Annotated in this window: 27 protein-coding genes; 8 read left to right on the forward strand and 19 right to left on the reverse strand. The window is 71.5% G+C overall.

Features of this window, described 5'->3' with window-relative positions; translation table 11 throughout:
- Positions 1 to 125: 125 nt before the first annotated feature.
- From QMO56_RS05855 to QMO56_RS05865, 3 genes are all read right to left on the reverse strand, one after another.
- Positions 126 to 554: a DUF2147 domain-containing protein gene (locus QMO56_RS05855; protein ID WP_283524111.1), complete on the reverse strand. Its 429-nt coding sequence runs from the start codon at positions 552 to 554 to the stop codon at positions 126 to 128.
- An 88-nt stretch (positions 555 to 642) separates the two neighbouring features.
- Positions 643 to 819, reverse strand: a complete 177-nt coding sequence (locus QMO56_RS05860) for a hypothetical protein (RefSeq protein ID WP_283524112.1) — start codon at positions 817 to 819, stop codon at positions 643 to 645.
- The gene (locus QMO56_RS05865) at positions 816 to 1,076 is read right to left on the reverse strand and encodes a hypothetical protein (RefSeq protein ID WP_283524113.1); all 261 of its coding nucleotides are present in this window, start codon (positions 1,074 to 1,076) and stop codon (positions 816 to 818) included. The genes QMO56_RS05860 and QMO56_RS05865 overlap by 4 nt, the downstream gene beginning before the upstream one ends.
- Before the next feature lie 171 nt (positions 1,077 to 1,247).
- Here QMO56_RS05865 and hrcA point away from each other — a divergent pair, with 171 nt between their 5' ends.
- Positions 1,248 to 2,330 carry a heat-inducible transcriptional repressor HrcA gene (gene hrcA, locus QMO56_RS05870; RefSeq protein ID WP_283524114.1) on the forward strand — a complete coding sequence of 361 codons (1,083 nt, stop codon included), beginning with the start codon at positions 1,248 to 1,250 and terminating at the stop codon, positions 2,328 to 2,330.
- 15 nt (positions 2,331 to 2,345) lie between these two features.
- Here the strand turns inward: hrcA and QMO56_RS05875 are convergent, their stop codons facing one another.
- The 4 genes from QMO56_RS05875 to QMO56_RS05890 form a co-directional block, all read right to left on the reverse strand.
- A complete protein-coding gene (locus QMO56_RS05875) occupies positions 2,346 to 3,032 on the reverse strand; it encodes a hypothetical protein (RefSeq protein WP_283524115.1) in 687 nt (228 codons plus the stop codon).
- An 81-nt stretch (positions 3,033 to 3,113) separates the two neighbouring features.
- Positions 3,114 to 4,169 carry a DUF808 domain-containing protein gene (locus QMO56_RS05880; protein ID WP_283524116.1) on the reverse strand — a complete coding sequence of 352 codons (1,056 nt, stop codon included), beginning with the start codon at positions 4,167 to 4,169 and terminating at the stop codon, positions 3,114 to 3,116.
- Between the two features lie 140 nt (positions 4,170 to 4,309).
- Positions 4,310 to 5,518, reverse strand: a complete 1,209-nt coding sequence (locus QMO56_RS05885) for an MFS transporter (protein WP_283524117.1) — start codon at positions 5,516 to 5,518, stop codon at positions 4,310 to 4,312.
- Positions 5,515 to 6,069: a GNAT family N-acetyltransferase gene (locus QMO56_RS05890; protein WP_283524118.1), complete on the reverse strand. Its 555-nt coding sequence runs from the start codon at positions 6,067 to 6,069 to the stop codon at positions 5,515 to 5,517. Before QMO56_RS05890 ends, QMO56_RS05885 begins: the two co-directional genes overlap by 4 nt.
- Before the next feature lie 108 nt (positions 6,070 to 6,177).
- On the opposite strand from QMO56_RS05890, the gene QMO56_RS05895 reads away from it, so the two are divergent.
- Positions 6,178 to 7,077 (forward strand): LysR family transcriptional regulator, encoded by a 900-nt coding sequence (locus QMO56_RS05895; RefSeq protein WP_283524119.1) that lies wholly within the window; start codon positions 6,178 to 6,180, stop codon positions 7,075 to 7,077.
- Positions 7,078 to 7,143: 66 nt separating this feature from the next.
- On the opposite strand, the gene QMO56_RS05900 is transcribed toward QMO56_RS05895, so the two are convergent.
- The 3 genes from QMO56_RS05900 to QMO56_RS05910 form a co-directional block, all read right to left on the reverse strand.
- On the reverse strand, positions 7,144 to 8,253 hold the full coding sequence (locus QMO56_RS05900) for an AGE family epimerase/isomerase (protein ID WP_283524120.1): 1,110 nt from the start codon (positions 8,251 to 8,253) through the stop codon (positions 7,144 to 7,146).
- Between the two features lie 111 nt (positions 8,254 to 8,364).
- Entirely contained in the window at positions 8,365 to 10,194 is a 1,830-nt protein-coding gene (gene typA, locus QMO56_RS05905; RefSeq protein ID WP_283524121.1) for a translational GTPase TypA, read from the reverse strand.
- Between the two features lie 802 nt (positions 10,195 to 10,996).
- Complete coding sequence (locus QMO56_RS05910; RefSeq protein WP_283524122.1) at positions 10,997 to 11,344, reverse strand: hypothetical protein; 348 nt, start codon at positions 11,342 to 11,344, stop codon at positions 10,997 to 10,999.
- A 149-nt stretch (positions 11,345 to 11,493) separates the two neighbouring features.
- Here QMO56_RS05910 and QMO56_RS05915 point away from each other — a divergent pair, with 149 nt between their 5' ends.
- A complete protein-coding gene (locus QMO56_RS05915; RefSeq protein WP_283524123.1) occupies positions 11,494 to 11,910 on the forward strand; it encodes a DUF3775 domain-containing protein in 417 nt (138 codons plus the stop codon).
- Positions 11,911 to 11,952: 42 nt separating this feature from the next.
- Here QMO56_RS05915 and QMO56_RS05920 read toward each other — a convergent pair whose 3' ends face one another.
- The 8 genes from QMO56_RS05920 to QMO56_RS05955 form a co-directional block, all read right to left on the reverse strand.
- Positions 11,953 to 12,684, reverse strand: coding sequence for a DUF1194 domain-containing protein (locus tag QMO56_RS05920; protein WP_283524124.1), 732 nt, complete (start codon positions 12,682 to 12,684; stop codon positions 11,953 to 11,955).
- Between the two features lie 267 nt (positions 12,685 to 12,951).
- Entirely contained in the window at positions 12,952 to 13,746 is a 795-nt protein-coding gene (gene ccmI, locus QMO56_RS05925; RefSeq protein ID WP_283524125.1) for a c-type cytochrome biogenesis protein CcmI, read from the reverse strand.
- Positions 13,743 to 14,207, reverse strand: a complete 465-nt coding sequence (locus QMO56_RS05930) for a cytochrome c-type biogenesis protein (protein ID WP_283524126.1) — start codon at positions 14,205 to 14,207, stop codon at positions 13,743 to 13,745. Before QMO56_RS05930 ends, ccmI begins: the two co-directional genes overlap by 4 nt.
- Positions 14,207 to 14,770: a DsbE family thiol:disulfide interchange protein gene (locus QMO56_RS05935; RefSeq protein WP_283524127.1), complete on the reverse strand. Its 564-nt coding sequence runs from the start codon at positions 14,768 to 14,770 to the stop codon at positions 14,207 to 14,209. Before QMO56_RS05935 ends, QMO56_RS05930 begins: the two co-directional genes overlap by 1 nt.
- A 127-nt stretch (positions 14,771 to 14,897) precedes the next feature.
- The gene (locus QMO56_RS05940) at positions 14,898 to 16,859 is read right to left on the reverse strand and encodes a heme lyase CcmF/NrfE family subunit (protein ID WP_283524128.1); all 1,962 of its coding nucleotides are present in this window, start codon (positions 16,857 to 16,859) and stop codon (positions 14,898 to 14,900) included.
- 9 nt (positions 16,860 to 16,868) lie between these two features.
- Positions 16,869 to 17,402 carry a cytochrome c maturation protein CcmE gene (gene ccmE, locus QMO56_RS05945; protein WP_283524129.1) on the reverse strand — a complete coding sequence of 178 codons (534 nt, stop codon included), beginning with the start codon at positions 17,400 to 17,402 and terminating at the stop codon, positions 16,869 to 16,871.
- The gene (locus QMO56_RS05950; RefSeq protein WP_283524130.1) at positions 17,399 to 17,545 is read right to left on the reverse strand and encodes a hypothetical protein; all 147 of its coding nucleotides are present in this window, start codon (positions 17,543 to 17,545) and stop codon (positions 17,399 to 17,401) included. Before QMO56_RS05950 ends, ccmE begins: the two co-directional genes overlap by 4 nt.
- Before the next feature lie 64 nt (positions 17,546 to 17,609).
- Positions 17,610 to 18,407 carry a heme ABC transporter permease gene (locus tag QMO56_RS05955; RefSeq protein WP_408906511.1) on the reverse strand — a complete coding sequence of 266 codons (798 nt, stop codon included), beginning with the start codon at positions 18,405 to 18,407 and terminating at the stop codon, positions 17,610 to 17,612.
- A 117-nt stretch (positions 18,408 to 18,524) separates the two neighbouring features.
- Between QMO56_RS05955 and QMO56_RS05960 the strand changes: the two genes are divergently transcribed.
- The 3 genes from QMO56_RS05960 (at position 18,525) to QMO56_RS05970 (ending at position 19,965) form a co-directional block, all read left to right on the forward strand.
- Positions 18,525 to 18,821, forward strand: coding sequence for a YciI family protein (locus QMO56_RS05960; protein WP_283524131.1), 297 nt, complete (start codon positions 18,525 to 18,527; stop codon positions 18,819 to 18,821).
- 9 nt (positions 18,822 to 18,830) lie between these two features.
- A complete protein-coding gene (locus QMO56_RS05965; RefSeq protein WP_283524132.1) occupies positions 18,831 to 19,262 on the forward strand; it encodes an EVE domain-containing protein in 432 nt (143 codons plus the stop codon).
- Between the two features lie 139 nt (positions 19,263 to 19,401).
- Positions 19,402 to 19,965, forward strand: a complete 564-nt coding sequence (locus QMO56_RS05970; RefSeq protein WP_283524483.1) for a hypothetical protein — start codon at positions 19,402 to 19,404, stop codon at positions 19,963 to 19,965.
- Between the two features lie 8 nt (positions 19,966 to 19,973).
- Here the strand turns inward: QMO56_RS05970 and QMO56_RS05975 are convergent, their stop codons facing one another.
- Positions 19,974 to 20,390 carry a hypothetical protein gene (locus QMO56_RS05975; RefSeq protein WP_283524133.1) on the reverse strand — a complete coding sequence of 139 codons (417 nt, stop codon included), beginning with the start codon at positions 20,388 to 20,390 and terminating at the stop codon, positions 19,974 to 19,976.
- 176 nt (positions 20,391 to 20,566) lie between these two features.
- Between QMO56_RS05975 and QMO56_RS05980 the strand changes: the two genes are divergently transcribed.
- Positions 20,567 to 20,917, forward strand: coding sequence for a Rieske (2Fe-2S) protein (locus QMO56_RS05980; protein WP_283524134.1), 351 nt, complete (start codon positions 20,567 to 20,569; stop codon positions 20,915 to 20,917).
- 113 nt (positions 20,918 to 21,030) lie between these two features.
- The gene (gene acs / locus QMO56_RS05985) at positions 21,031 to 22,965 is read left to right on the forward strand and encodes an acetate--CoA ligase (RefSeq protein WP_283524135.1); all 1,935 of its coding nucleotides are present in this window, start codon (positions 21,031 to 21,033) and stop codon (positions 22,963 to 22,965) included.
- Positions 22,966 to 23,047 lie beyond the last annotated feature (82 nt).

A 23,047-nucleotide genomic window follows, 5' to 3' on the forward strand; every position in this document is an offset into this window, starting at 1 on the left:
TCGCTCGGGCGGCAACAGCGGCTCAATGACCAACCAGAGTTCATCTGAAATCAGGGGCTTCGCCATGCCCTTCAGATCGGCATAGCCCTACCGCTTTTCCAGGTTTTGAAAGGTGCTCTAAGTGTTTAGTCCCCGGCGGCGCGCGCCGGCATCCGGCATTCTGCCAGGATGCGGCCCCTGAAGGGGGTCCAGGTCTGGGTCCGGCCGAACAGCGGGATGCCCAGATAGCCACGCAGACGCAGGTTGCCATCCTCCCCGAGCCACATCTCGGCCCGCCAGACAGCGCCGTCGCGCGGATCCATGATGGTCCCCCGCCAGGCCCCGTCCTCGGGCCGCATCGTCAGGATCTGCAGGCCGCATTGCGACCGGCCATAGACGTCCCGGGGGATGGGTTCGTCGGGACTGTCCAGCGACATGCCCACGATCCAGCCGCAAAGGGAAGGCCCGCAGGGGCCGATCTCGATGACCCCGTCCCCGTCCGGAACCAGCCATTGCCCGGCCAGAGAGCTGCTTTCCTGCGCCGCGAGCGGCCCCACAAACCCCGCCGCAAGCATGGCCGCCGCGGCCAGGAGGCGCAGGGCACGGCGTTTTCCGGAGCGTGCCGCCGGAAGCGGCGGCTGGAGGGAGGGCAGCCGGATCTTCTCACTCCCCCAGCAGCAGAAGCCCGCCCCAGGAAAGGCCGAGCATCGCCACCACCACCAGGCCGGTCGCCATGCCGGGATAGCGGACGGCGCGATCCAGCAGCAGCCCGGCGAACGTGGCGCCGATGGCGAAAAGCAGCAGCACCAGCAGGAAACCGGCCAGCACCGGGTTGCTCATGCGCGGTGCGCCGCGCCGCGGCGCTGCTGGCGAAGGCGGTCCCGCTCCTCGGGGGAGAGCGCGGCGTAGCGGGCACGGGCCGCCTGCAGCCAGGCGGTGCGGCTGCCAGGCTGGGGGTGCTCGCAGCGGTCATGGCGCTCGGCCTCGTCCTGCACAGCCACGGGCTGGGCATCGGCCTCGCCCGGCAGCGGCGGAATGGCGGCCAGCCAGCCCATCAGCGCCAGCGGCCAGAGCCGGGATCCAGGCATATCGGTCATGAGGCCCTCCGCGCTTGTCTGCGCCCTGCGGCACACCATTACCAAGGGATGCAACGCATTCATGGCCAGGATGTGTCCGCACGTGACAAGATTGCGCCGATCCCGCCGGAGAGTGTCTCAAGCCTGAGCATGGGCGCCTTCCCGCGGCGGCAGACCGAAGGAGTTCCCGCTTTGGCGAGAGGCCCATCTCCCCTGTTCACCGGACGGCGCGGCGGCGCCACGGCCCTGCCTGGGCTGGACAGCCGGGGCGCGGCCATTCTCCGCCAGGTGGTGGAGCTGTATGTCGAGACGGGCGAGCCGGTGGGCTCGCGCACCCTCTCGCGCCGGCTGCCCCAGGCGCTGTCCCCCGCAACGATTCGTAATGCGATGGCGGACCTGGAGGAAGCCGGGCTGCTCTATGCGCCGCACACCTCGGCCGGGCGGCTGCCGACGGAGCAGGGGCTGCGGCTCTTCGTGGACGGGTTGCTGGAGTTCGGCGACCTGACGGAGCAGGAGCGCGACGCGATCGCGGCGCGCTGTGCCGCCGCCGGCCGCAGCGTGGAGGAGACGCTCTCGGAGGCCGGGCAGATGCTCTCCGGCCTGGCCGGCGCGGCCGGGCTGGTGGTGGCGCCGAAGACCGAGGCGGCGATCCGCCATATCGAGTTCGTCTCGCTCTCCGCCGGCCGGGCGCTGGTGGTGCTGGTGAACGCGCACGGGCAGGTGGAGAACCGCGTCATCGACGTGCCGCCAGGCCTGCCGGCCAGCGCCTTCACCCAGGCCTCCAACTTCCTCAACGCCCGGCTTTCCGGCCGCACGCTGGAGGAGGCGCGCAGCACGGTGGCCGAGGAGATCACGGCCAACCGCTCCGCGCTCGACGAGCTGACCCAGCAGATGATCGAATCGGGGCTGGCCACCTGGGCGGGCGGCGGCGGCGGCTCGCTGATCCTGCGCGGCCAGGCGAAGCTGCTGGAGAACGTGGACCAGCTCGCCCGCGTGCAGGAGATCCAGGCGCTGTTCGAGCGGCTGGAGGCGCAGGAGACCATGCTGCGCCTGCTGGAGCTGGCGCAGCGCGGGGAGGGGGTGCAGATCTTCATCGGCGCCGAGTCCGGCCTGTTCAACAGCGCCGGCCTCTCGATGGTGGTCTCGCCCTTCCGGGACGGGAAGGAGCAGATCGTCGGCGCCATCGGCGTGATCGGGCCGACGCGCATCAACTACGGCCGCATCATCCCGGTGGTGGACTATACGGCGCGGGTGATCGGGCAGCTGCTGGGTTGAGGTGTTCCGCGCCCTTCAGCCGTTGAGCAGCGCGTCGATATCGGCCTGGGAAAGCTCGGCCACGGGCTGCGCCGGCGCGCCGGTCAGCAGGCTGTCGATGTCGCTCTGGGAAAGGTCGGGCGTCTTCTGTGCCTCGTCATCCACGGTCCGCATCTTCGTCGCGACCTGCACTTGCGGAACGCTCGAGGCGACCCCCGGCACGATCTGCTCCAGCATCGTTTCCACCTGCTGCAGGTGCTGGATGGCGCGCCGGATGCGCTGGCCGGTGATGTCCTGGAAGCTGCAGGCCTCGAAGATCGAGTTCACCCGCGCGGAGAGCGCCTCGATCGAGGCGGCATCCTTCCGGCCGCTGGTGATCCAGGACTGGATGGCCTCGGTGGCTTCCATGATGGTGTTGGCGGCGGCTTCCGTGGCCTGCACGACGGCTTCCAGTTCCAGGCCGCTGTTGCGCGTGCTGGCTACGGGGATGGCAACGAGCTGGGCGATCTGCTCATGCACCTGGCTGAGCTTCTTGGAAAGCTTCTCCTCCGCCATGTCGGCCATTTCGGAGGTGGCGGCCACTTCGGCGCTCAGTTCGGCGATGCGCCGGTCCACGAAGCCGCGCATCTCCTTGAACATCGGCGTCAGTTCGGCCTGCAGGGCGGCGCGCAGGTCCCCATGGGTCACAGCCTGGGCGGGGTCGTTGCTGACCTGGGCATTCATCGAAGGGCTCCAACGCGGCGAGCAGGGTGGAGAATCCTTTTAAACCCGCGGAGATGAACGGCTGGTTGCCGCTTCTCGGCCTCAATGCGGCGGCGCCGTGCCGCCGCGCAGCCGCGCCAGCAACGGCACCGCCACCCATTGGACCAGCGGAATCAGCAGCGCCCCGGCCAGCAGGCCGAACACGCCCGAGACGGCCGCCGTCACGATCCACTCGGCCGCGCCGGCGATGGCGGGCAGGGCATGGCCGGCGGCCAGCGCCGCCGCATGCACCGCATGGCCGGGCGCCGCCAGGCCGAAGCTCTCCAGCCCGTGGAGGAGGATGCCGCCGCCCACCCAGAGCATCGCCGCCGTGCCCACGATGCCGAGCAGCCAGAGGAAATAGGGCATGCCGCGGACGAGGCCGCGCCCCAGGCCCTGCGTCAGTGGCCGCAGCAGCCGGTCGGCGCCGCCGGGCGCCGGGCCTCCCGACGGCTGGCGACGCAGGCCCAGCAGGGTGGAGGCGGGGCGTGGGTTGCGGGCGAGCGCCAGACCGAAATCGTCCGCCTTCACGATCAGCGCGACGCCGCCATAGACCAGTGCGGTGAGGCCGAGCCCGACGATGGCGAGGATCGCCGCCTGCAGCGGCACGGAGGCCGTGGCGACCGTGGAGAGGGTGAGCGCCATGATCTCCGCCGAGAGGATGAAGTCGGTCTTGATGGCGCTGCGGACCTTCTGCTCCTCCAGGCTGCGGGCCGAGGCTCCCGCCGTGGCGACCGCCGCCTCATGTGCCTCTGCATGGTGCGGCCGCAGGGCGTGCCAGATCTTCTCGGCGCCCTCGTAGCAAAGAAAGCCGCCGCCCAGCATGAGCAGCGGCGTGACCGCCCAGGGCGCCAGCAGGCTCAGCAGGAGCGCCAGCGGCAGCAGGTAGACCAGCTTGTTCTTGATCGAACCGAGGGCGATCTTGCCGACGATCGGCAACTCGCGCTCGGCGGTGAAGCCGACCACGTAGCGCGGCGTGACGGCCGCGTCATCGATGACGACGCCCGCCGCCTTGGCGCCGGCGCGGGTGGCCTGGGTGGCCGCGTCGTCCAGGGAGGCGGCGGCGACCTTGGCGAGCCCGGCCAAGTCGTCCAGCAGCGCGATCAGGCCTATGCTCACGAACTCCCCCACCTTTCTGATCCGGTCGGATTGGCTAACACGCCAGTCATGATTCCGCTGCGTGCCAGCGGCCTTCCTTTGACCCGACAGGAAAAAGAAGGGGGTCCGGGGGAATTCCTTCCCCCGGCCTTGGCATGGCTTCAGCTGTGCGGAGCCGCCGGCACCGCCGCGGCGAGCGCCAGGGCCGCGAGCAGGCAGAGCACAGCGAGCAACGCGACCGGCATGGCGTAGCCGCCGCTCCAGGCCCAGAGCCAACCGGCCGCGACCGGCCCCGCTGCCCGCGCCAGGGCGCCCGGTGCGGCGAGGGCGCTGCTGATGGCGCCATAGTGCCCGGTGCCGAAGAGCTGCGCCGGCAGGGCGCCGCGCACGATGGTCATCACGCCATTGGCCAGGCCATAGACGGCGATGGCGCAGGCCATGGCGGGAATGCCGCTGCCCCAGGCCAGCAGCGCCGAGGCCGGCGCCAGCGCCAGCAGCGCGACCAGCCCGACCGTGCGCAGCGGCCAGCGCCTGCTGCCGCCGAACTCGATCACCCGCCCGGCCACCTGGGCGACGCCGAGCAGTCCCGCCAGCAGCGGCGCTGCGCTGCCGAGGCCGCGCTCCTCCAGCAGCGGCACCAGATGCACCCCGATCACCGCGCTGACGAAGCCAATGGCGACATTGACGAAGGCCAGCGCCCAGAAGCACGTCTGGCGGCAGACGGCGCCGAGATGCAGGTCGGTGCCCGCCGTGCCGGGCCTGGGGGGCGGGGCGCGGCCGGGCAGGGCGGCGGCATGGGGCAGGGCGCAGGCTAGGTTCACCAATGCCAGCACGGTGCAGGCCGTGCGCCAGCCGAGATCGGCCACCAGCCAGGCGGTCAGCGGCCAGAAGACCGTGCTGGCCAGGCCGCCGGCGAAGGTGACCAGCGCGATGCCCGGCCGCATGGCGGCGCGCCCGAAGGCGGCCGCGACGGCGGTGAAGGCGGCCTCGTAGAGCGTCGCCGCCATCACCGCGCCGATGCCGGCCCAGACGGCGTAGAACTGCCAGAGGCTCTCCACCCGCCCGGCCAGCCAGAGCCCGAGCCCCGCCAGCACCGAGCCCGCCGCCATGACGCTGCGCGGCCCCAGCCGGTCCAGCATCGGGCCGACGCCCAGCGCCGCGCCCGCCTGCACCAGCAGGCCGGCGGAGAAGGCGCCGACCACCGTGCCGCGCGGCCAGCCGGTCTCGGCGGTGACGGCGGGCATCAGCACCGAGAAGGCGTAGAACATCGAGCCCCAGTGGACGACCTGCGTCACCGCCAGAACGGCGGCCACGCGCCAGGCACCCGCGGGGACGTGGGCGACCGGGGCGGCGGAAGCCGCGGCGCTCATGCGCGGGGCACCGGCGGCGTGCTCTCCCCCGGGCCGAGGGCGCGCTGCAGCAGCACGCTGTCCAGCCACTGGCCGTGCTTCCAGCCGACGGCGCGCAGCACGCCGACCTCGCGGAAGCCCAGGGCCCGGTGCAGGCCGATCGAGGCAGCATTGGCGCTGTCGCCCACCACGGCCACCATCTGCCGCAGGCCGCGCGCCTCGCAGGCCTCGATCAGCGCGGCGAGCAGGCGCCGGCCATGGCCGCGGCCGGCCTGGTCGGCACGGACATAGATCGAGTTCTCCACCGTGTCCCGGTAGGCGGGGCGGGGGCGGTAGGGGCCCGCATAGGCGTAGCCCAGCACCACGCCATCCTGTTCCAGCACGAGGTAGGGCATGTCCTGGGCCAGCAGCGCGTCCTGGCGGCGGCGCATCTCCGCCATGTCCGGCGGCTCGATCTCGAAGGAGGCGCAGCCGTGCCGCACGTGATGGGCGTAGATGGCGGTGATGGCCGGGATGTCTTCCGCCGTGGCGGGGCGGAGGAGCAGGGCGGAAATGTCTTCGGGGAGCGGCATGCGGCAGCGGGTTCCAGGCCTGAAGAAGATGCCCTTCATGCTGCACCCGCGTTGCGGGGGGTGCCCAGAAAACTCTTCTGATACCGCGCATTCGGATAAGTTGCGCTTATGCCGCTTCCGACCCTCCGCCAGCTCCGCACCTTCCTCGCCGTGGTGGACGAGGGCAGCGTCTCCCTTGCTGCCCGTGCCCTCGGCCTGACCCAGCCGGCGGCGAGCCAGCAGTTGCGGGAACTGGAGCGCAATCTCGGCGTCCGGCTGCTGGATCGCGCTGCCGGGCGCTCGCTGCCCACCGCCGCCGGCGCCGCCTTCGCCGCCCCCGCCCGACGGGCCGTCGCGGCGGCAGAGGAGGCGGTCGCCGCCGCGCTGGCGCATCGCGAGGGTCATGCCGGACGGGTGCGGGTCGGCACCGGCGCCACGGCCTGCATCCACCTGCTGCCGCCGCTGCTCGCCACGCTGAAGCAGCGGCTGCCGGCGCTGGAGGTGGTGGTGGTGACCGGAAATTCGGATGACATGGTGCGCCGCCTGGAGGAGGGAGCGCTGGACTGTGCCCTGGTCACGCTGCCGCTGGCCCATAACCGGGCGCTGCAGGTCACGCCCCTGCTGGACGATCCGCTGGTGGCGCTGCTGCCGGAGGCGATGGCCGGGCCGGGCAGGGCCATCCGCCCCCCCGAACTCGCTGCGCTGCCGCTGATCCTCTACGAGGCCGGCGGACGCACCCGGAGGCTGATCGACGCCTGGTTCGAGCGGGCCGGGCTGTCGCCGCGTCCGGCGATGGAACTGGGCAGCGTGGAGGCCATCAAGGGGCTGGTGAGCAGCGGGCTGGGCGCCTCGGTGCTGCCCCTGCTGGCGGCCGGGCAGGCAGTGCCGGGGACGGTGGTGCGCCCGCTGGAGCCGGCGCTGGAGCGGAAGCTCGGGCTGGTGCTGCGGCGGGAGAAGGTGCTGGACCGCGGGCTGCGTGCGCTGGTGGAGGCGCTGGAAGGGCTGAAGGGAAAAAGGCCGGGGGAATGAATTCCCCCGGACCCCCTTCTTTTTTTGCGAGTTTTGAAGGAGATGGCGGGGTCCGGGGTGACACGGTCACCCCGGCGGGGGTCCAGGGGGCAGCGCCCCCTGGCGCGCGAAGACGATGGCGCTGCTGAGATGATAGAGGCTGCTGGCCGGTGCCGGCTCGCCGCTCAGCGCGCCGCCGGGCAGGCGGCGTTCGTGCCACAGCCCGTCCGGGCGCAGATAGGCCGTCAGCACCGCCTCGGCCTCGGGCGCGTCCCAGGGCACGGCGGCACGGCGCAGCACGGCGGATTTCAGCCGCTCCGCCTGCGGCCAGAGGCGGGCGCCGCCGGGGAGGGGCATGCCGTCGCTGCCGACCTGGTCGCGTAGCGCGCGCGTCTCAGGGTCATGCCCGTAAGCGTCCACGAAGGTCTGCAGCGCGGAGGCTTCCTGTGGTGCCGCATGGCCGCCGACGAGGCGGGCGTGCCAGTCGAGCAGCCAGATCCATTCGCAATGGTGCCCCGGCTCGACGGGATGCGAATCGGCCAGGGGGACGAGATCGTCGCGGTAGAACTCGGCCAGGGTGCCGCTGCGGGGCTGAAAGAAGCGCTGGCGGAACAGTGCGACCAGCCGCGTGGCGCCGGCGATGAAGCTTTCCTCCCCGAAGGCCTCGGCGGCCGCCAGGCGGGCCTCCAGCAAGTGCATGTGGGGATTCTGGCGGCGGGGCAGGGCAGGGGGCAGGCTTTCCAGAAAGCCGCCATCCGCATGGGTCATGCGGTGCTCGATGAAGGCGTCCAGCGCCAGCGCCTCCCGCCGCAGCGGCCCGGCGGGCAGCACGGCGGCAGCGGCGGCCAGGGCAAGCAGAACGAAGGCGTGGTCATAGAGGTCGCGCCGGTCGTCCAGCACCCGCCCGTCCAGGGCGAAGCGCCAGGCGTAGCCGCCGTCCGGGTGGGCGGCGTGGCGGCGCAGGAAGGCGAGGCCCAGCTCCACCGCCTCGGCGGCGCGCGGCAGGCCATGCCGGTGCGCCAGGCTGAAGCTGAAGACCTGCCGGGTGACGACGCGCAGCCGCCGGAAGGTGGCGGGACAGCGCAGGCTGTTCAGGTCGAGGGATTCATGGAAGGCGCCAGCCTGCCAATCCACCCCATGCGCGAGCCAGAGTGGCCAGGCGCGCTGCGTCAGCCAGGACCAGAGATCGTTCTGCACGGCTTCGGCGTTACGACGCCGCCACGGCACAGACAAGCCACAGGGGGATGAAATCCCCCGGAATATCCGCCAACGAAAAAAGGGGAGCCGAAGCTCCCCCTTGCGGATGGCTTACGCCGCCTCGCTCTCGGCGCGGCGGGCGTGCTTCTTGCGCTCATGCGGGTCCAGGTAGCGCTTGCGCAGGCGGACCGCGGAAGGCGTCACCTCCACCAGCTCGTCATCCTCGATGTAGGCAATGGCCTGCTCCAGGGACATGCGGCGCGGCGGGGTCAGGAGAAGCGCCTCGTCCTTGCCGGCGGCGCGGATGTTGGTGAGCTTCTTCTCCTTGATCGGGTTCACCTCGAGGTCGTTCTCGCGCGAATGCTCGCCGAGGATCAGCCCGACATAGACCTTGGCGCCCGGATCGACGAAGAGCGTGCCGCGCTCCTGCAGCGAGAACAGGGAATACTGCACCGCCTCGCCGTCGGAGTTGGAGATCAGCGAGCCCTTCACCCGGCCCTCGATCGGCCCGGCCCAGGGCTGGTAGCCCAGGAAGAGCCGGTTCATCATGCCGGTACCGCGCGTGTCCGTCATGAACTCGCCGTGGTAGCCGATCAGGCCGCGCGAAGGGATGTGGAAGGTGAGCCGCACCTTGCCGCCGCCCGAGGGGCGCATGTCCTGCATCATGCCCTTGCGCAGCGACATCTTCTCGACGACGACGCCGGAATACTCCTCGTCCACGTCGATCACCGCCTCCTCGAAGGGCTCCTCGCGCTCGCCCGTCTCCGGATTGGTCTGCGTCAGCACGCGCGGGCGGCCGATGGTCAGCTCGAAGCCCTCGCGCCGCATCTGCTCGATCAGCACGCCGAGCTGCAGCTCGCCGCGGCCGGCCACCTCGAAGCTGTCGGCCTCCTCCGAGTCCTTGACCCGGATGGCGACATTGCCTTCCGTCTCCTTGTAGAGACGGTCGCGGATCTGACGGGAGGTGACCTTCTTGCCCTCGCGGCCGCCGAGCGGGCCGTCGTTGATGCGGAAGGTCATGCTCAGCGTCGGCGGGTCGATGGGGATGGCGTGCAGCGGCTCGGCCACCTCGGGGGAGGCGATGGTGTCCGGGATGGTCGCATCCGACAGGCCGGCGATGGCGCAGATATCGCCCGCCTGCACCTCATCGACCGGCACGCGGTCGAGGCCGGAGAAGGTCATCAGCTTGGTCAGGCGGCCGGTCTCGACCACCGTGCCGTCCTGGCGCAGCACGCGCACGGGCATGTTGGTGCGGGCGACGCCCTGCTCGATGCGGCCGGTCAGCACGCGGCCGAGGAAGTTGTCCGCCTCCAGGATGGTGGCGTTCATCGCGAAGGGCTTGTCCAGCTCGACCTTCGGCGCCGGCACATGGCTCAGGATCAGGTCGAACATCGGCGACAGATCCTCGCGGGGACCGTCGAGCGTCGTGTCGGCCCAGCCCTGGCGGCCGGAGGCGAAGAGGGTGTGGAAGTCGAGCTGCTCGTCGGTGGCCCCGAGGGCGGCGAAGAGATCGAAGACCTCGTTATGCACCTCGTCCGGCCGGGCGTCCTGGCGGTCCACCTTGTTGATGACGACGATCGGCTTCAGGCCGCGGGCCAGCGCCTTGGTCAGCACGAACTTGGTCTGCGGCAGCGGGCCCTCGGCGGCGTCGCAGAGCACGACGGCGCCGTCCACCATGGAGAGGATACGCTCCACCTCGCCGCCGAAATCGGCGTGGCCGGGCGTGTCCACGATGTTGATCTTGACGCCCTTCCACTCGACGGCGGTGGACTTGGCGAGGATGGTGATGCCGCGCTCGCGCTCCAGGTCGTTGCGGTCCATGGCGCGCTCGGCGACGGCCTGGTTGGCGCGGAAGGCACCGGCCTGCTTCAGCAGGTTGTCGACCAGGGTGGTCTTCCCATGGTCGACGTGAGCGATGATGGCGACGTTGCGCAGTTCCATAAGGCGGGCAGTCCCGGGGCTGCGCCGCCTGTGCGCGCGGCCCGGCGCCCTGGCCACCGCGGGAGGGTGGTCGGGCCGGGCAATGCGGGCCGGGCGGCTTGTTGTGCACCGCACAGATAGGCGCTCGTGCCCGAAAAAGCGAGCTTTAACGACATCGCCACCCCGTCCGGGCGCGCAGGGCTGACCCGCTGGGACGGTTTGGAGCGCTTCCTCCGGGTTCCAGGCGCCGGTGGTGGCACGGGCGAGGTCGGACCCGGAGAGGTCCACCTTCGGGCCCTGGCGACCGTGCCGGCCAGGCCGAAGGCCTGGAACGGATCTCGGGCCGGTCCTGCGTCAGGTGAGAGGAGCGGCGCCCGAGACCGGTGCGAAGGAAGCCTCGGGCGGAGCTCAGCGCATTGCCGGCGCACCCTGCACCACCGGACTGCCTTGAGGTTGCCGGGATCGTTGAAGAAGCCGGACAGCCGCCGCCGGGTGCCGATGATGCGCAACGCCTGGCCGGCCGGAATGGAAAGCATGCCGGTGCGAAGCCGGGTGAGACTGTCCGTCCGGTCATGCCGGTCGCCTGGCGGCGCGCGCCCCCCTTTCCAGTTCCTCGCCTCACCCTCGCTGAGGTGGGGCCAAGCTGGAGACTCGGAACCCCGTCGCCCAGGACCGGCGCCTTCGCTGCCCTGCTCCCGGCTCGTCGGATAGAAAGAGCCAGCCTTAGCGCAGGCATGTCAGTCCGGAGACGGGCCAGCGGCAACAACCAGCGGCAACAAGAGGAGCGACGTCGGCACCGGCCACTGCCACCGGAGTGGGCGGTTCAGGTACGGTAGACAGCCTTCCGGGCCCCGCTGAAGGGGCGGGCGGGGTCGAACTTCTCGACGGCGCAAAGCTGGACCGCCTGGTGCATGGCCGGCGTGAGGCTCTCCTCCGCCAGGCTGTCCGGCGGCGGCGCGCTCTTCCGGTCCGCAGCGGCGGGGCGGTAGGCCACCCGCGAGGGCATGTAGGAGCGGAAGAGGGGGGCGGATTCGGCGCAGCCGGGGGGCGCGGCGAGGTTCGCCTCCAGCGCGACCCGCTGGAAGGCGGGGCCGGAGCGAGGGGCGGGCGAGGCGGGGGTCATCGAAGCCGTGCCGATTGCCAGGAGACCCGCCGCCATGAGGGGGAGCATGATTGTCGGGCGCATGCCGAAAGAACGAGTCCGCGCCTGCATTGTTTGCGAGCCGTCTTGAAGGTCGCCCAACACAAAAGATTTTAAGCAACTGGCGGGTGGGCTTCCGGCTTCGCGTGCCAGACCCGGATTTCGGCGAGGAGACCCTGATGAGCGAAACCCCGAGGGATGACGACAATGGCGCCGAGGTTGATCTGGGCGTCAGCCTGGAAACCGTTGCCACCGTGGTGGACCACCTTCGTGCCATTCAGGAGACTGAGGACAGCGACGAGTTCGATACCGCTGAAGAGGGCGCCGAGGACACGGAGCAGGACTTCGACGAGAGCACCCTCACCGCCTTCATCGAGGAGCTGAACGAGGACGAGCAGGCCGCGCTGGTGGCGCTCGCCTGGATCGGCCGCGGCGACTACGACGCCGAGGAGTGGGAGGAGGCACTGCGCCTCGCCAAGGAGCGCGGCGCCGGCACCGATACGGCGGCCTATCTGCTGGGCATGGACATGGCCGGCGACCTGCTCGCTGAGGGGCTCGCGGCCTTCGGGATCTCGGTGGAGGATGTCGAGCGCTGAGGCACGGTGCCGGCGCCCCCCGGAGCGGGGGCGCCGGCCGCCTCAGGCGTATTCGCGCACCGGTCCCGGCAGGCCGGCGATCTCGCGGATCAGCTTGCGGCGCACCGCCGTGCCGAAGCTGTCGAAACCCTCGGCCGCCACGATGAAGGCCCCGGGGCCGCCGATCACCGCCTCGGCATAGTACTGGTCGAGCGGCAGGGCCGGACGGCGGCCGAAAGTCGGGCGGTCATTGATGATGGGCAGGCCATTGATGACGATGCCCTGCGCGACCGCGGCGTCCCGCGCGCCCTCCACCGGCGGGCCCGAGTTGTTCACGCCGTCTCCCGAGATGTCGATCACCCGCCGCATCCCCTCGAAGGGGGCCTGGGCCAGCATCTGCACGCTGAAGGCGATGCCGCTGGAGATCGAGGTCCAGGAGAGGGAGGCATGCGGCGCCTCGGCGAGCGCGCTGGCCCAGCCCTCCGCATCCCGCTGGCTGGCGATCCGCCGCCAGGGCAGCAACTGCCGCTGGTACTCGGCCCCCGCCCATTCGACATAGGTGACGCCGATCGCGCCGAGCATGCCGCCCTGGATCGCCTCGACCACTTTCGGGTCGGTCATGGCGGTCCGGTAGCCTTCCCGCTGCAGCCGGGCCTCGTCCTCGTCCACGGAGCGGGAGACGTCCACAGCGAGCACCAGCAGGACGTCCACCGCTTCCTGCGCCCGGAGCCGCCCGGGAAGCCAGGCGCCGGCCAGTGCCAAACCTGCCCCTGTCAGCAAGGAACGCCGCCGCATCATCCGCCTCCTGCCTGTCCAAGGTCAGAAAAGCCGCGGGGCAAGAAAATGCTGCAACCGTTACGCGCACAAGATTGTGCGGTCATCGTTCCGTCCTGGCGGAGCTTCATGGTGCCACAGGCTCATAACGAAGCCGCAAAAAAATCCGCCGTGCCGGGAGGAAAGCCTGCCCGTCCGAACTTCCCCTCCCTTTCCGCGGGGCTCGGGATGGTCGCGGCCACTTCGGCGACAGTTCCAGGGGGGACGGAGCCCCCTTGTGGTCTGGCCTCAGGGCAGCTCGTCCAGCCTTTGCCGCAGCAGCCCGCGCCAGGGCGAGTCCGGCGGCAGCTCGGCCATCAGCGCGGTCCAGGCCTGGCGGGCCGCCTCTGTGCGGCCTGCCCGGGCATCGGCCATGCCGCGCAGGAAGCGGAGCTGCGGCGCTTCCGGTGCCACGGCGAGCGCCCGGTCCAGCAGGGTGGCGGCCGCGTCGAACTGGCTGAGCTCGATCCGCAGGCCTGCCAGCTCGGCCGCCAGATCAGGATCGAAACGGCTCGCCAGGGCATGCTCCCAGGCCTCGGCGGCGGCGGCGAGCTGGCCGCGCCCGCGCTGGGCATTGCCGAGCAGGATCCAGCCCTGCCGCGCCGCTTCGCTGTCAGGCGGCAGCTGCTCCAGGCGGCTGCGCAGCTGCGCCAGCAGCGCCTCGTCCCGTGCCGCCTCCGCCGCGCGCTCGCGGAAGGGCGCGGCGGGGATGTCCGGGTGGCCGCCCCGGAGATAGATGCCGAGGCCGATCGCCGGGATCAGGAACAGCGAGGCCGCCAGCAGCGCGGCGCCGCGCGTGGTGCGCGGGGCGGGCGCGGCCTCCGGGGAGGCGAGCAGCCGCCGCTGCACCTCCACGACGGCGGCGCGATGGGCGCTCTCCTCCAGCCGGCCGGCGGCATGCTCGCGCTCCAGTTCGGCGAGCTGGGCCCGGTAGAGGGCGAGGTCGGCCTCGCGCCGGCCGGTCAGGCGGGCGGGGCGAAGCAGGGCGAAGGCCAGCGGCGCCAGGGCGAGCGCCGCCAGCAGCAGGAACAGCAGCCAGATCATTGCGCCGCGTCTTTCTCCAGCGCGGCGAGGCGCGCCTGTTCCTCGGGCGAGAGCGGCACCGGCTCGGGCGCCGCGCCGCGCCGGCGCAGCAGCAGGATGGCCACCAGCCCGCCGCCGAGCGCCAGCACCGGCATGCCCCAGAGCGCCGCCGTCAGCAGGTTGAAGGGGGGGCGCAGCAGCACGAAGTCGCCATAGCGGGCGTGGACGTAGTCGATCACCGCGGCATCGCTGTCGCCGGCCGCCACCCGCTCGCGCACGATATGGCGCAGGTCGCGCGCCAGGTCGGCGTTGCTGTCCTCGATCGATTCGTTCTGGCAGACCAGGCAGCGGAGCTGCCGCCCGATCTCGCGCGCGCGCTGCTCCTGCGCGGGGTCCGGCAGCATCTCGGAGGGCGAGCTGACGGCGAGCGCCAGCGGCACCCAGGCCGCCAGCAGCGCCAGCGCGAGCAGCAGGCGCCGCATCAGGCGTAGTGCCGCAGCAGGGCGCGGACGTCCTGCTCCAGCACTTCCGGCGTGATCGGCCCGGCCCAGCGCCAGCGGATGACGCCCTTGCGGTCAATGAAGTAGGTCTCCGGCACGCCATAGACGCCCCAGTCGATCGCCACCCGGCCCGGCTCGTCCCGGCCGAGGCGGTCGAAGGGATTGCCGTGACGCGTCAGGAACTCCATCGCCGCCTCGGGCTTGTCCTTGTAGTTGATGCCGTAGATCGGCACGCCCTGGCGCTTCAGCTGCATGAGCTGTGGATGTTCGACCACGCAGGGCACGCACCAGCTCGCCCAGAAATTCACCAGCACCGGGCCTTCGAGGTTCTGCAGGTCGGCACTGGCGAGCGGCGGCAGGCCGGAAGGCGCCAGCGGCGGCAGGCTGAACTCGGGCGGGGTGCGGCCGACCAGGACGGAGGGCACCCCATGCGGGTCGTATCCGCCGGTGCCGAGGCCGCGCAGCATCGCATAGAAGCCGACGCCGCCGGCCGCGGCCAGGCCCAGCGGGGCCAGCATCAGCATGCGGCGGGAAGTCATCGGCATGAGGCGTCTCCGCAGGCAAAAGGCTGGGGGAAGGAATTCCCCCAGACCCCCATCTTCTTTTCGTCAGTCAGGGAAAAGATGGGGCGGGCGAGGGGGATTCCTCCTCCCCGGGCTTTTGCGGGCGGCCTCATGCCGCCGCCTTCGCCGCAGCACGGGGGGCCGGCGCCGCCACGCGGATGCGCCGGTCGGTGAGGGAGAGCGCGCCGCCCAGGGCCATGATGCCGCCGCCGAACCAGATCCAGGGCGCCAGCGGGTTGTAGTGCAGGCGCAGCACGGCGGCGCCGTCCTGCTCCTCGCCCATCACGGCGTAGAGATCGGAGAAGAGGGTGGTGTGGATGGCCGCCTCGGTGGTGGTGGTGCGGCCGACCGGGAAGAAACGCCGCTCCGGCGTCAGCACGGTGACGACCGCGCCGTCGCGTAGCACCGTGACGGTGGCACGGCGCGCCGACCAGTTGGGGCCCACCACGTCCCCTACCTTGTCCAGCCGCCATTCGTAGCCGGCGAGCGAAAGGCTCTGGCCCGGCCGCACGGCGGCGAGGCGGTCGGTGGCCAGCCCCATGCCGGCGATGCCGAGCACCGAGACGCCGAGCCCCGCATGCGCCAGCGCCCCGCCCCAGGCCGCGCGCGGCAGGCCAAGGGCGCGCGCCCAGGCGGCGGCAGGGCGGCGGAACAGGCCGGTGCGGTCGGCGATGTCGGCGGCGGCACCGCAGACCAGCCAGAGGCCGCCGCCGATGCCGAAGGCGGGGCCGACGCGCCAGCCCGAGAAGGCCAGCATGACCGCCACGCCGGCGGCGGCGATCAGCGCGGCCCACCAGAGGCGCTGCAGCACCGGCCAGAGCCGCGCCCGTTTCCAGGGCAGCAGCGGCCCGGTCGCCATGGCCAGGATGAGCGGCACGGCGAGCGGCAGGATGGCGGTGTTGAAGAAGGGCGGGCCGACCGAGATTTTCTGCTGGAACAGCAGGTCGGCGAACATCGGCCAGAGCGTGCCGCTCAGCACCACCGCGGCCATCGAGCAGAGCAGCAGGTTGTTCAGCACCAGCCCGCCCTCGCGGGAGAGGGGGGCGAACATGCCCGTGGGCGCCATGGCGGGGGCGCGCCAGGCGAAGAGGGCGAAGCTGCCGCCGACATAGAAAAGCAGCAGGCCGAGGATGAAGATGCCGCGCGCCGGGTCGTTGGCGAAGGCATGCACCGAGTTCAGCACGCCCGAGCGCACCAGGAAGGTGCCGAGCAGCGAGAAGCCGAAGGCCAGCAGCGCCAGCAGCACCGACCAGACCTTCAGCGCCTCGCGCTTCTCCACCACGATGGCGGAGTGCAGCAGCGCCGTGCCGGCCAGCCAGGGCAACAGGGAGGCGTTCTCCACCGGGTCCCAGAACCAGTAGCCGCCCCAGCCCAGCTCGTAATAGGCCCAGTAGGAGCCGAGGGTGATGCCGAGCGTCAGGAAGCACCAGGAGCCGAGCGCCCAGGGGCGCACCCAGCGGCCCCAGGCGGCATCCACCCGCCCCTCGATCAGCGCCGCCACGGCAAAGGCGAAGGTGACGGCATATCCGACATAGCCGAGGTAGAGCATCGGCGGGTGGAAGGCGAGGCCGGGGTCCTGCAGCACGGGGTTGAGGCCCTGTCCGTCCGGCGCCGGCGGCCAGACACGGCCGAAGGGATTGGAGGTGGCCAGGATGAAGACCAGGAAGCCCACCGCCACCAGCCCAAGCACGCCGAGCGCGCGCGCGCGCAACCCGCTGGGCAGGCGGCGCCCGAAGGCGGCGACGGCACCGCCGCAGAGCGCCAGGATCATCACCCAGAGCAGCATCGAGCCCTCGTGGTTGCCCCAGGCGCCGGCCACCTTGTAGAGCAGCGGCTTGGCCGAGTGGCTGTTCTGCACCACGGAGATGACGCTGGTGTCGTTCACCACGAAGGCGGTGATCAGCGCCAGGAAGGCGGCGCCGACCGCCAGCAGGTGCCCCACGGCCAGCGGTCCGGCGGCGGCCATCAGCCGGGCCTCGCCGCGCGCCGCGCCAAGGATGGGCAGCACCGTCTGCGCCAGCGCCAGGGCGAGCGCCAGCGCCAGGGCGAAATGGCCGAATTCGCCGATCATGGGCGCTCCTCAGGTTCCGGGGCGGGCGGGCGTGGCAGAAGCGGCGGCCGGCTCAAGGGTGTTCCAGGAGGCGGCCGGCGGCGGCGCGCCCTTGGCGGGGTCCCAGTGGCCGGTGCGCTTCAGCGCCTCGGCCACCTCGGGGGGCATGTAGGTCTCGTCATGCCTGGCCAGCACCTCGCTGGCGCGGAACTGGCCGTCGGTGCCGAGCTTGCCCAGCGCCACCACGCCCTGGCCCTCGCGGAACAGGTCGGGCAGCACGCCGACATAGCGGACGGGGATGGTGGCGGGGCCGTCGGTGACGCGGAAGCGCGCCTCGGGCTTGCCGTCGGGGGTCTGGTCGCGCTGCAGGCTGCCGGCCACCACCAGCCCGCCGAGGCGGAAGGCGCGGTCGGGGGCGGGATGCTTGGCGGCGATGTCGCTCGGCGCCAGGAAGAAGACCAGGTTGTCCTGGAAGGCTGTCAGCGCCAGCGCCGTGGCGGTGCCGAGGCCAAGCCCGGCCAGCACCACGACCCACAGCCGCCGCCGCTTGCGCGAGAGCTTCACCCCTGCCTCCTTTCCCGCGGGCCGAGCCGCGCGAGGCGCCGCTTCGCCGCCGTATGCCGCCGCGCCGCCAGCGCCGCCATGGTGCCGAAGCCGAGCGCCGTGAGCGCCCAGGAAATCACCACATGCCACCAGTGTTCCGTCATACCGGCACCGCCTTCCCGGCCACATTGACCTGCGTCAAGCAGGAAAGGGCCGCCACGCCGCCCCTCACGCGTCCGCCTCGTGCCGGCGCGCCTGGGCCAGTTGCAGCTGCCGCACCCGCTTCTCCATCACCGCCGCGCGGGTGCGGGCCAGCACCAGCGCGGCGAAGGCCAGGGTGAAGCCGACCGCGCAGATCAGCAGGGGATAGAGCATCTCCACATGCATCGCCGGCCCGCCCAGCCGCACCACGGAGGCCGACTGGTGCAGCGTGTTGAACCAGTCCACCGACCATTTGATGACCGGCAGGTTCACCGCGCCGATCAGCGCCAGGATGGCGCCGGCGCGGGCGCCGCGCTCCTCGTCGTCGAAGGCGCGGACCAGGGCGGCATGGCCCACCCAGAGGAAGAACAGCACCAGCACGGAGGTCATCCGCGCGTCCCAGGCCCACCAGGTGCCCCACATCGGCCGGCCCCAGAGGCTGCCGGTGACGAGGCAGAGCGCCGTGACCATGGCGCCCGCCGGGGAGAGCTCGCGCGCCGCGAGGTCGGCCAGCGGGTGGCGCCAGACCAGGGAAAGCAGCGAGGCCACGGCCAGGCCGGCATAGCCGCCCATCGCCAGCCAGGCCATCGGGACGTGGACATACATGATGCGCACCGTCTCGCCCTGCTGCCAGTCGGGCGGCGAGAAGGCCAGCGCCCAGGCGGCGCCCACCGCCAGCACGAGGAGCGCGGCGCCCCAGAGCCAGGGCAGCAGCCGGTCGGTCAGGCGCAGGAAGCGGCCGGGATTGGCGAAGCGGTGCAGCGCGCCGCCTCCGCGGGAGGGGGACAGGGCGGCAGGGCGGGGACGGGGCGGCAGGGTGCTCACGGCGGGCAAACTAGGCGCTTGCGGCGCCGGATTGAAGCCATCGCCGCACGCGGTTACGTCATGCAACAGCCGCGCGCGAAGCGATTCCGCCGCCGCCATGCAGAAGGAAGCCTGATTATGCTGTTCGCCATCATCTACGAGGACAAGCCGGGCGTGCTGGACCAGCGGGCGGCGACCCGTCCGGCACATCTCGAATACCTCACCGCCAAGGCGGCCTCCCTGGTGCAGGGCGGCGCCATGCTGGATGCCGAGGGCAAGCCCTGCGGCAGCCTGATCCTGGTCGAGGCGCCCGACCTGGCCGCCGCCGAGAAGCTGGCTGCCGAGGACCCCTATGTGCAGGCCGGGCTGTTCCAGCGCGTCACCGTGCGTGCCTTCCGCCAGGCCTTCGCCAACGGCGCGCCCGTCAGCGCCTGAGGCGCGGCGGTGGCCCACTGGCTGGTCAAGAGCGAGCCGGACGCCTTCTCCTGGGACCAGCAGGTGGCGAACGGCACCGAGCCCTGGACCGGCGTGCGCAACGCCCTGGCGGCGAAGCACCTGCGCGCCATGCGCAGCGGCGACCGCGCCTTCTTCTATCACTCGAACGTGGGGAAGGAGATCGTCGGCGTCGTCGAGGTGGCGCGCGAGGCCTATCCCGACCCCACTGAGGACGTGGCGGCGGGCAAGGCCCCGCGCTGGTGCTGCGTGGACATGCGCGCGGTCGGGCCGATGCCCCGGCCGGTGACGCTGGCCGCCATCAAGGCCGAGCCGGCGCTGGCGGAGCTGGCGCTGATCCGCCAGTCCCGCCTGTCGGTGATGCCGGTCTCGGCGGAGCACTGGGCGCTGCTCTGCCGGATGGGAGGCTGGGCGGCCGGGTGAGGCCGGCGGCGGCTGTATCCGGGTTCCGCAAGGTAGACGGCCAACCGGACCGGCAACCGAAGGCCTGGGAGAAGCGCTTATGCCCCCCTCCTTCGGAGGCTGGGAAGTGGTTGAAACAGGGGCTTAAGGTGGCGACGGGTTGCTGCACCAGCAGGACATCCTGGCGCGGTGCGGCGAACTCGCCCTCAGGTCCGATGACCTCGACGCGATCCTGACGGAAGCCTGCCGCCCCATCCGCTATACCGGCCCCGCGGTGGACGTCACGGCCTCCAAGCTGGCCGAGCAGGCGCTGCGCCAGGCCAACGAGGACCTGGAGGCGAAGGTCGCCGAGCGCACGCAGGCGCTGACGGAGGCGAATGCCCGGCTGCGCGCCGCGGCGGAGGAGCGCGCGCGGGTCGAAGAGGCGTTGCGCCAGTCGCACAAGATGGAGGCGGTCGGGCAGCTCACCGGCGGCCTGGTGCACGACTTCAACAACCTGCTCGCCGGCCGCCGAGCCTGCCCGGCAGCCTCAGGCCGTCAGGTGCGCATGGAGGATGCTGCCGCCGTCAAGGGTGGCGCCGTGGAGGCGGTGGCCGGGCATTTCGTCGGCAAGGGCCATGCGGTGGCGGGAGCGGCGGCGGGCTGCGCCGCCGGCGTGCACCGCCGGCACCGGGCGGAGCGCCGCCAGGACCAGCGACAGCAGGGCCAGAGCCCGAAGGGCTGAGCGCGCCTTTATCGCCCGCCGAACCAGGGCGTGCGGCCGCGCTGGAAATCGGGCCGTCCGGCGGGGTCCGGCGGCTGCTCCTGCAGGAAGGGCATGGGGTCGATATAGATCTGCACGCCGTTGTCCGGGGAGGGTGAGCCGCCCGGCCCGCCACGGCGGCGGCGGAAGTCGCGCTCGACGTCCTCGCGGCCGAGATAGCGGCCCTCCTGGTCATAGTACCGCCGCACGCCGCCGCCGGCGGAGCGCTCGGAGCGGCCCTCATACTGGCCCCAGGGGTCATAGTAGCGTGTCTCGCCGCCCTGCCGTTCGCTCCGGCCGAGATAGCGGCCATACGCGTCGAAATCGGGCCGGGGCTGCGCGCGGGCCGGCGTGGCCAGGCCCAGCAGCAGCCCCAGTGCCAGCGCGTGGCGTCCCAGTCGTTGCATCCGTGCTCCCTCCGCCCGGACAGGCTGCCCTTCGTCGGTCAATGAAAGGTTAAGCCATGGGGCGCCGCGCTTCCCCTTCGAAGGGAGGTCCGGGAGGCGCCACCTCCCCCCTCCCGACCCTGCCGCAAGCCCCGGCCCGGCTTGCCTTCCAGCCGTGCCTGCGCCATCCGGCCGGCATGAGCGATGCGCGCGCCTTGTGCCGACTGGACGACATCCCCGACGGGAAGGCCCGTGGCTTCCCGGGCCCTGAGGGAAGCTTCATCGGCCTGCTGGCGGTCCGACGGGGCGCGCGGGTGTTCGTCTACGTCAATTCCTGCCCGCATGTCGGCGTGGCGCTGGAGATGATGCCGGACCGCTTCCTTGACGGGCCGGGCCGGATGATCGTCTGTGCCGTGCATGGTGCGCGCTTCCGCATCGAGGATGGCTTCTGCGTCTCCGGCCCCTGCGCCGGGGACAGCCTGGAGGCGGTGGAGGCGCGGATTGACGCTGACGGCACCGTCTGGGTGCCGGCGGATGCAGGGGCCTGAAACCAGCCGGCTTTCGCGGCACTTGACGTGCCTCAGGGCGGCTTGGCCCAATAGGCGCTGAATACGCGGCGCGCCGCCGCATGGGCGGAGAGCGGAGCGGGGAGGAAAGAGACATGCCCGATGATGCGCTGATCACGGTGAAGCCCGAGCTGGCGCAGGGCGCCAAGGTGGATGCCGCGCGCTACCGAACCATGTCGGCCGAGGCCTTGCGCGACCCGGAGGGCTTCTGGCGGGAGGAGGCGAAGCGCATCGCCTGGATGACGCCGCCAACGAAGATCAAGAACACCAGCTTCACCGGCGACGTCTCGATCAAGTGGTTCGAGGACGGCGTGCTGAACGTCTCCGTCTCCTGCCTCGACCGGCACCTGGCGCAGCGTGGCGACCAGGTGGCGATCATCTGGGAGGGCGACGACCCGGACACCGACGCCAAGATCACCTATCGTGACCTGCACGAGCGGGTCTGCCGCCTGGCCAGCGCCATGAAGGGGCTGGGCGTGAAGAAGGGCGACCGCGTCACGCTCTATTTGCCGATGATCGTCGAGGCGGCGGTGGCGATGCTCGCCTGTGCCCGCATCGGCGCGATCCATTCGGTGGTGTTCGGCGGCTTCTCGCCCGACAGCCTGGCCTCGCGCATCGAGGATTGCGAGAGCACGCTGCTGATCACCGCCGACGAAGGCCGCCGCGGCGGCCGCAAGGTGCCGCTCAAGACCAATGCCGACGAGGCGCTGAAGGCCTGCCCCACGGTGCAGAACGTCATCGTGGTGCGGAACACCGGCGGCGAGGTGCCGATGCAGGGCGGGCGGGACCACTGGTACCACGAGCTCTGCGCCCAGGCCTCGCCGCACTGCGAGCCGGAGCCGATGAACGCGGAGGACCCGCTGTTCATCCTCTATACCTCCGGCTCCACCGGCAAGCCGAAGGGCGTGCTGCACACCACTGCGGGCTACCTCGTCTGGGCCGCCTTCACGCATGAGCTGGTCTTCGACTACCGGCCGGGCGAGGTGTTCTGGTGCACCGCCGATGTCGGCTGGGTCACCGGCCACACCTACATCGTCTATGGCCCGCTGGCGAACGGCGCGACCACGCTGATGTTCGAGGGCGTGCCGAACTGGCCGGGCATCGACCGCTGCTGGCAGGTGGTGGACAAGCACCAGGTCAACATCTTCTACACCGCGCCGACCGCCATCCGCAGCCTGATGCGCGAGGGCGAGGCGCCGGTGAAGAAGTGGTCCCGCAAGTCGCTGCGCATCCTCGGCAGCGTCGGCGAGCCGATCAACCCCGAGGCCTGGCTCTGGTACTACCGCACCGTGGGCGAAAGCCGCCTGCCGGTGGTGGACACCTGGTGGCAGACCGAGACCGGGGGCATCCTGATCTCCCCGCTGCCCTTCGCGGTGGACCAGAAGCCGGGCTCCGCGACCTTGCCGCTGCCCGGCGTGCAGCCGGCGCTGGTGGACAATGAAGGCAACATCCTGGAGGGGGCCACCGAGGGCAACCTCGTGCTGATGGACTCCTGGCCGGGCCAGATGCGCACCGTCTATCGCGACCACGAGCGCTTCATCCAGACCTACTTCTCCACCTTCCCCGGCCGCTACTTCACCGGCGACGGCGCCCGGCGCGACGCCGACGGCTATTACTGGATCACCGGCCGGGTGGATGACGTGCTGAACGTCTCCGGCCACCGCATGGGCACCGCCGAGATCGAGAGCGCGCTGGTCGCCCACCCCAAGGTGGCCGAGGCGGCCGTGGTCGGCATGCCGCACGAGCTGAAGGGCCAGGGCATCTACTGCTACGTGACGCTGAAGTCGGGCGAGGAGCCCTCCGAGGCGCTGCGCAAGGAGCTGGTGGCCTGGGTGCGCAAGGAGATCGGCCCGATCGCCGCGCCGGATGCCATCCAGTGGGCACCGGGCCTGCCCAAGACCCGCTCGGGCAAGATCATGCGCCGCATCCTGCGCAAGATCGCGGCCAACGAGACCGACAGCCTGGGGGATACCTCCACCCTCGCCGATCCGACCGTGGTGCAGGAGCTGATCAGCAACCGCGCTGGCTGAGAGGCTGAGAGAAAAGTCCGGGGGAAGGAATTCCCCCGGACCCCCATCTTTTTTCTGTCAGTTGGGCGCCGCCGGCCCGTGC

Origin of the sequence: Roseomonas sp. E05, assembly GCF_030063475.1 — a bacterium.
GTDB lineage: Bacteria > Pseudomonadota > Alphaproteobacteria > Acetobacterales > Acetobacteraceae > Pseudoroseomonas.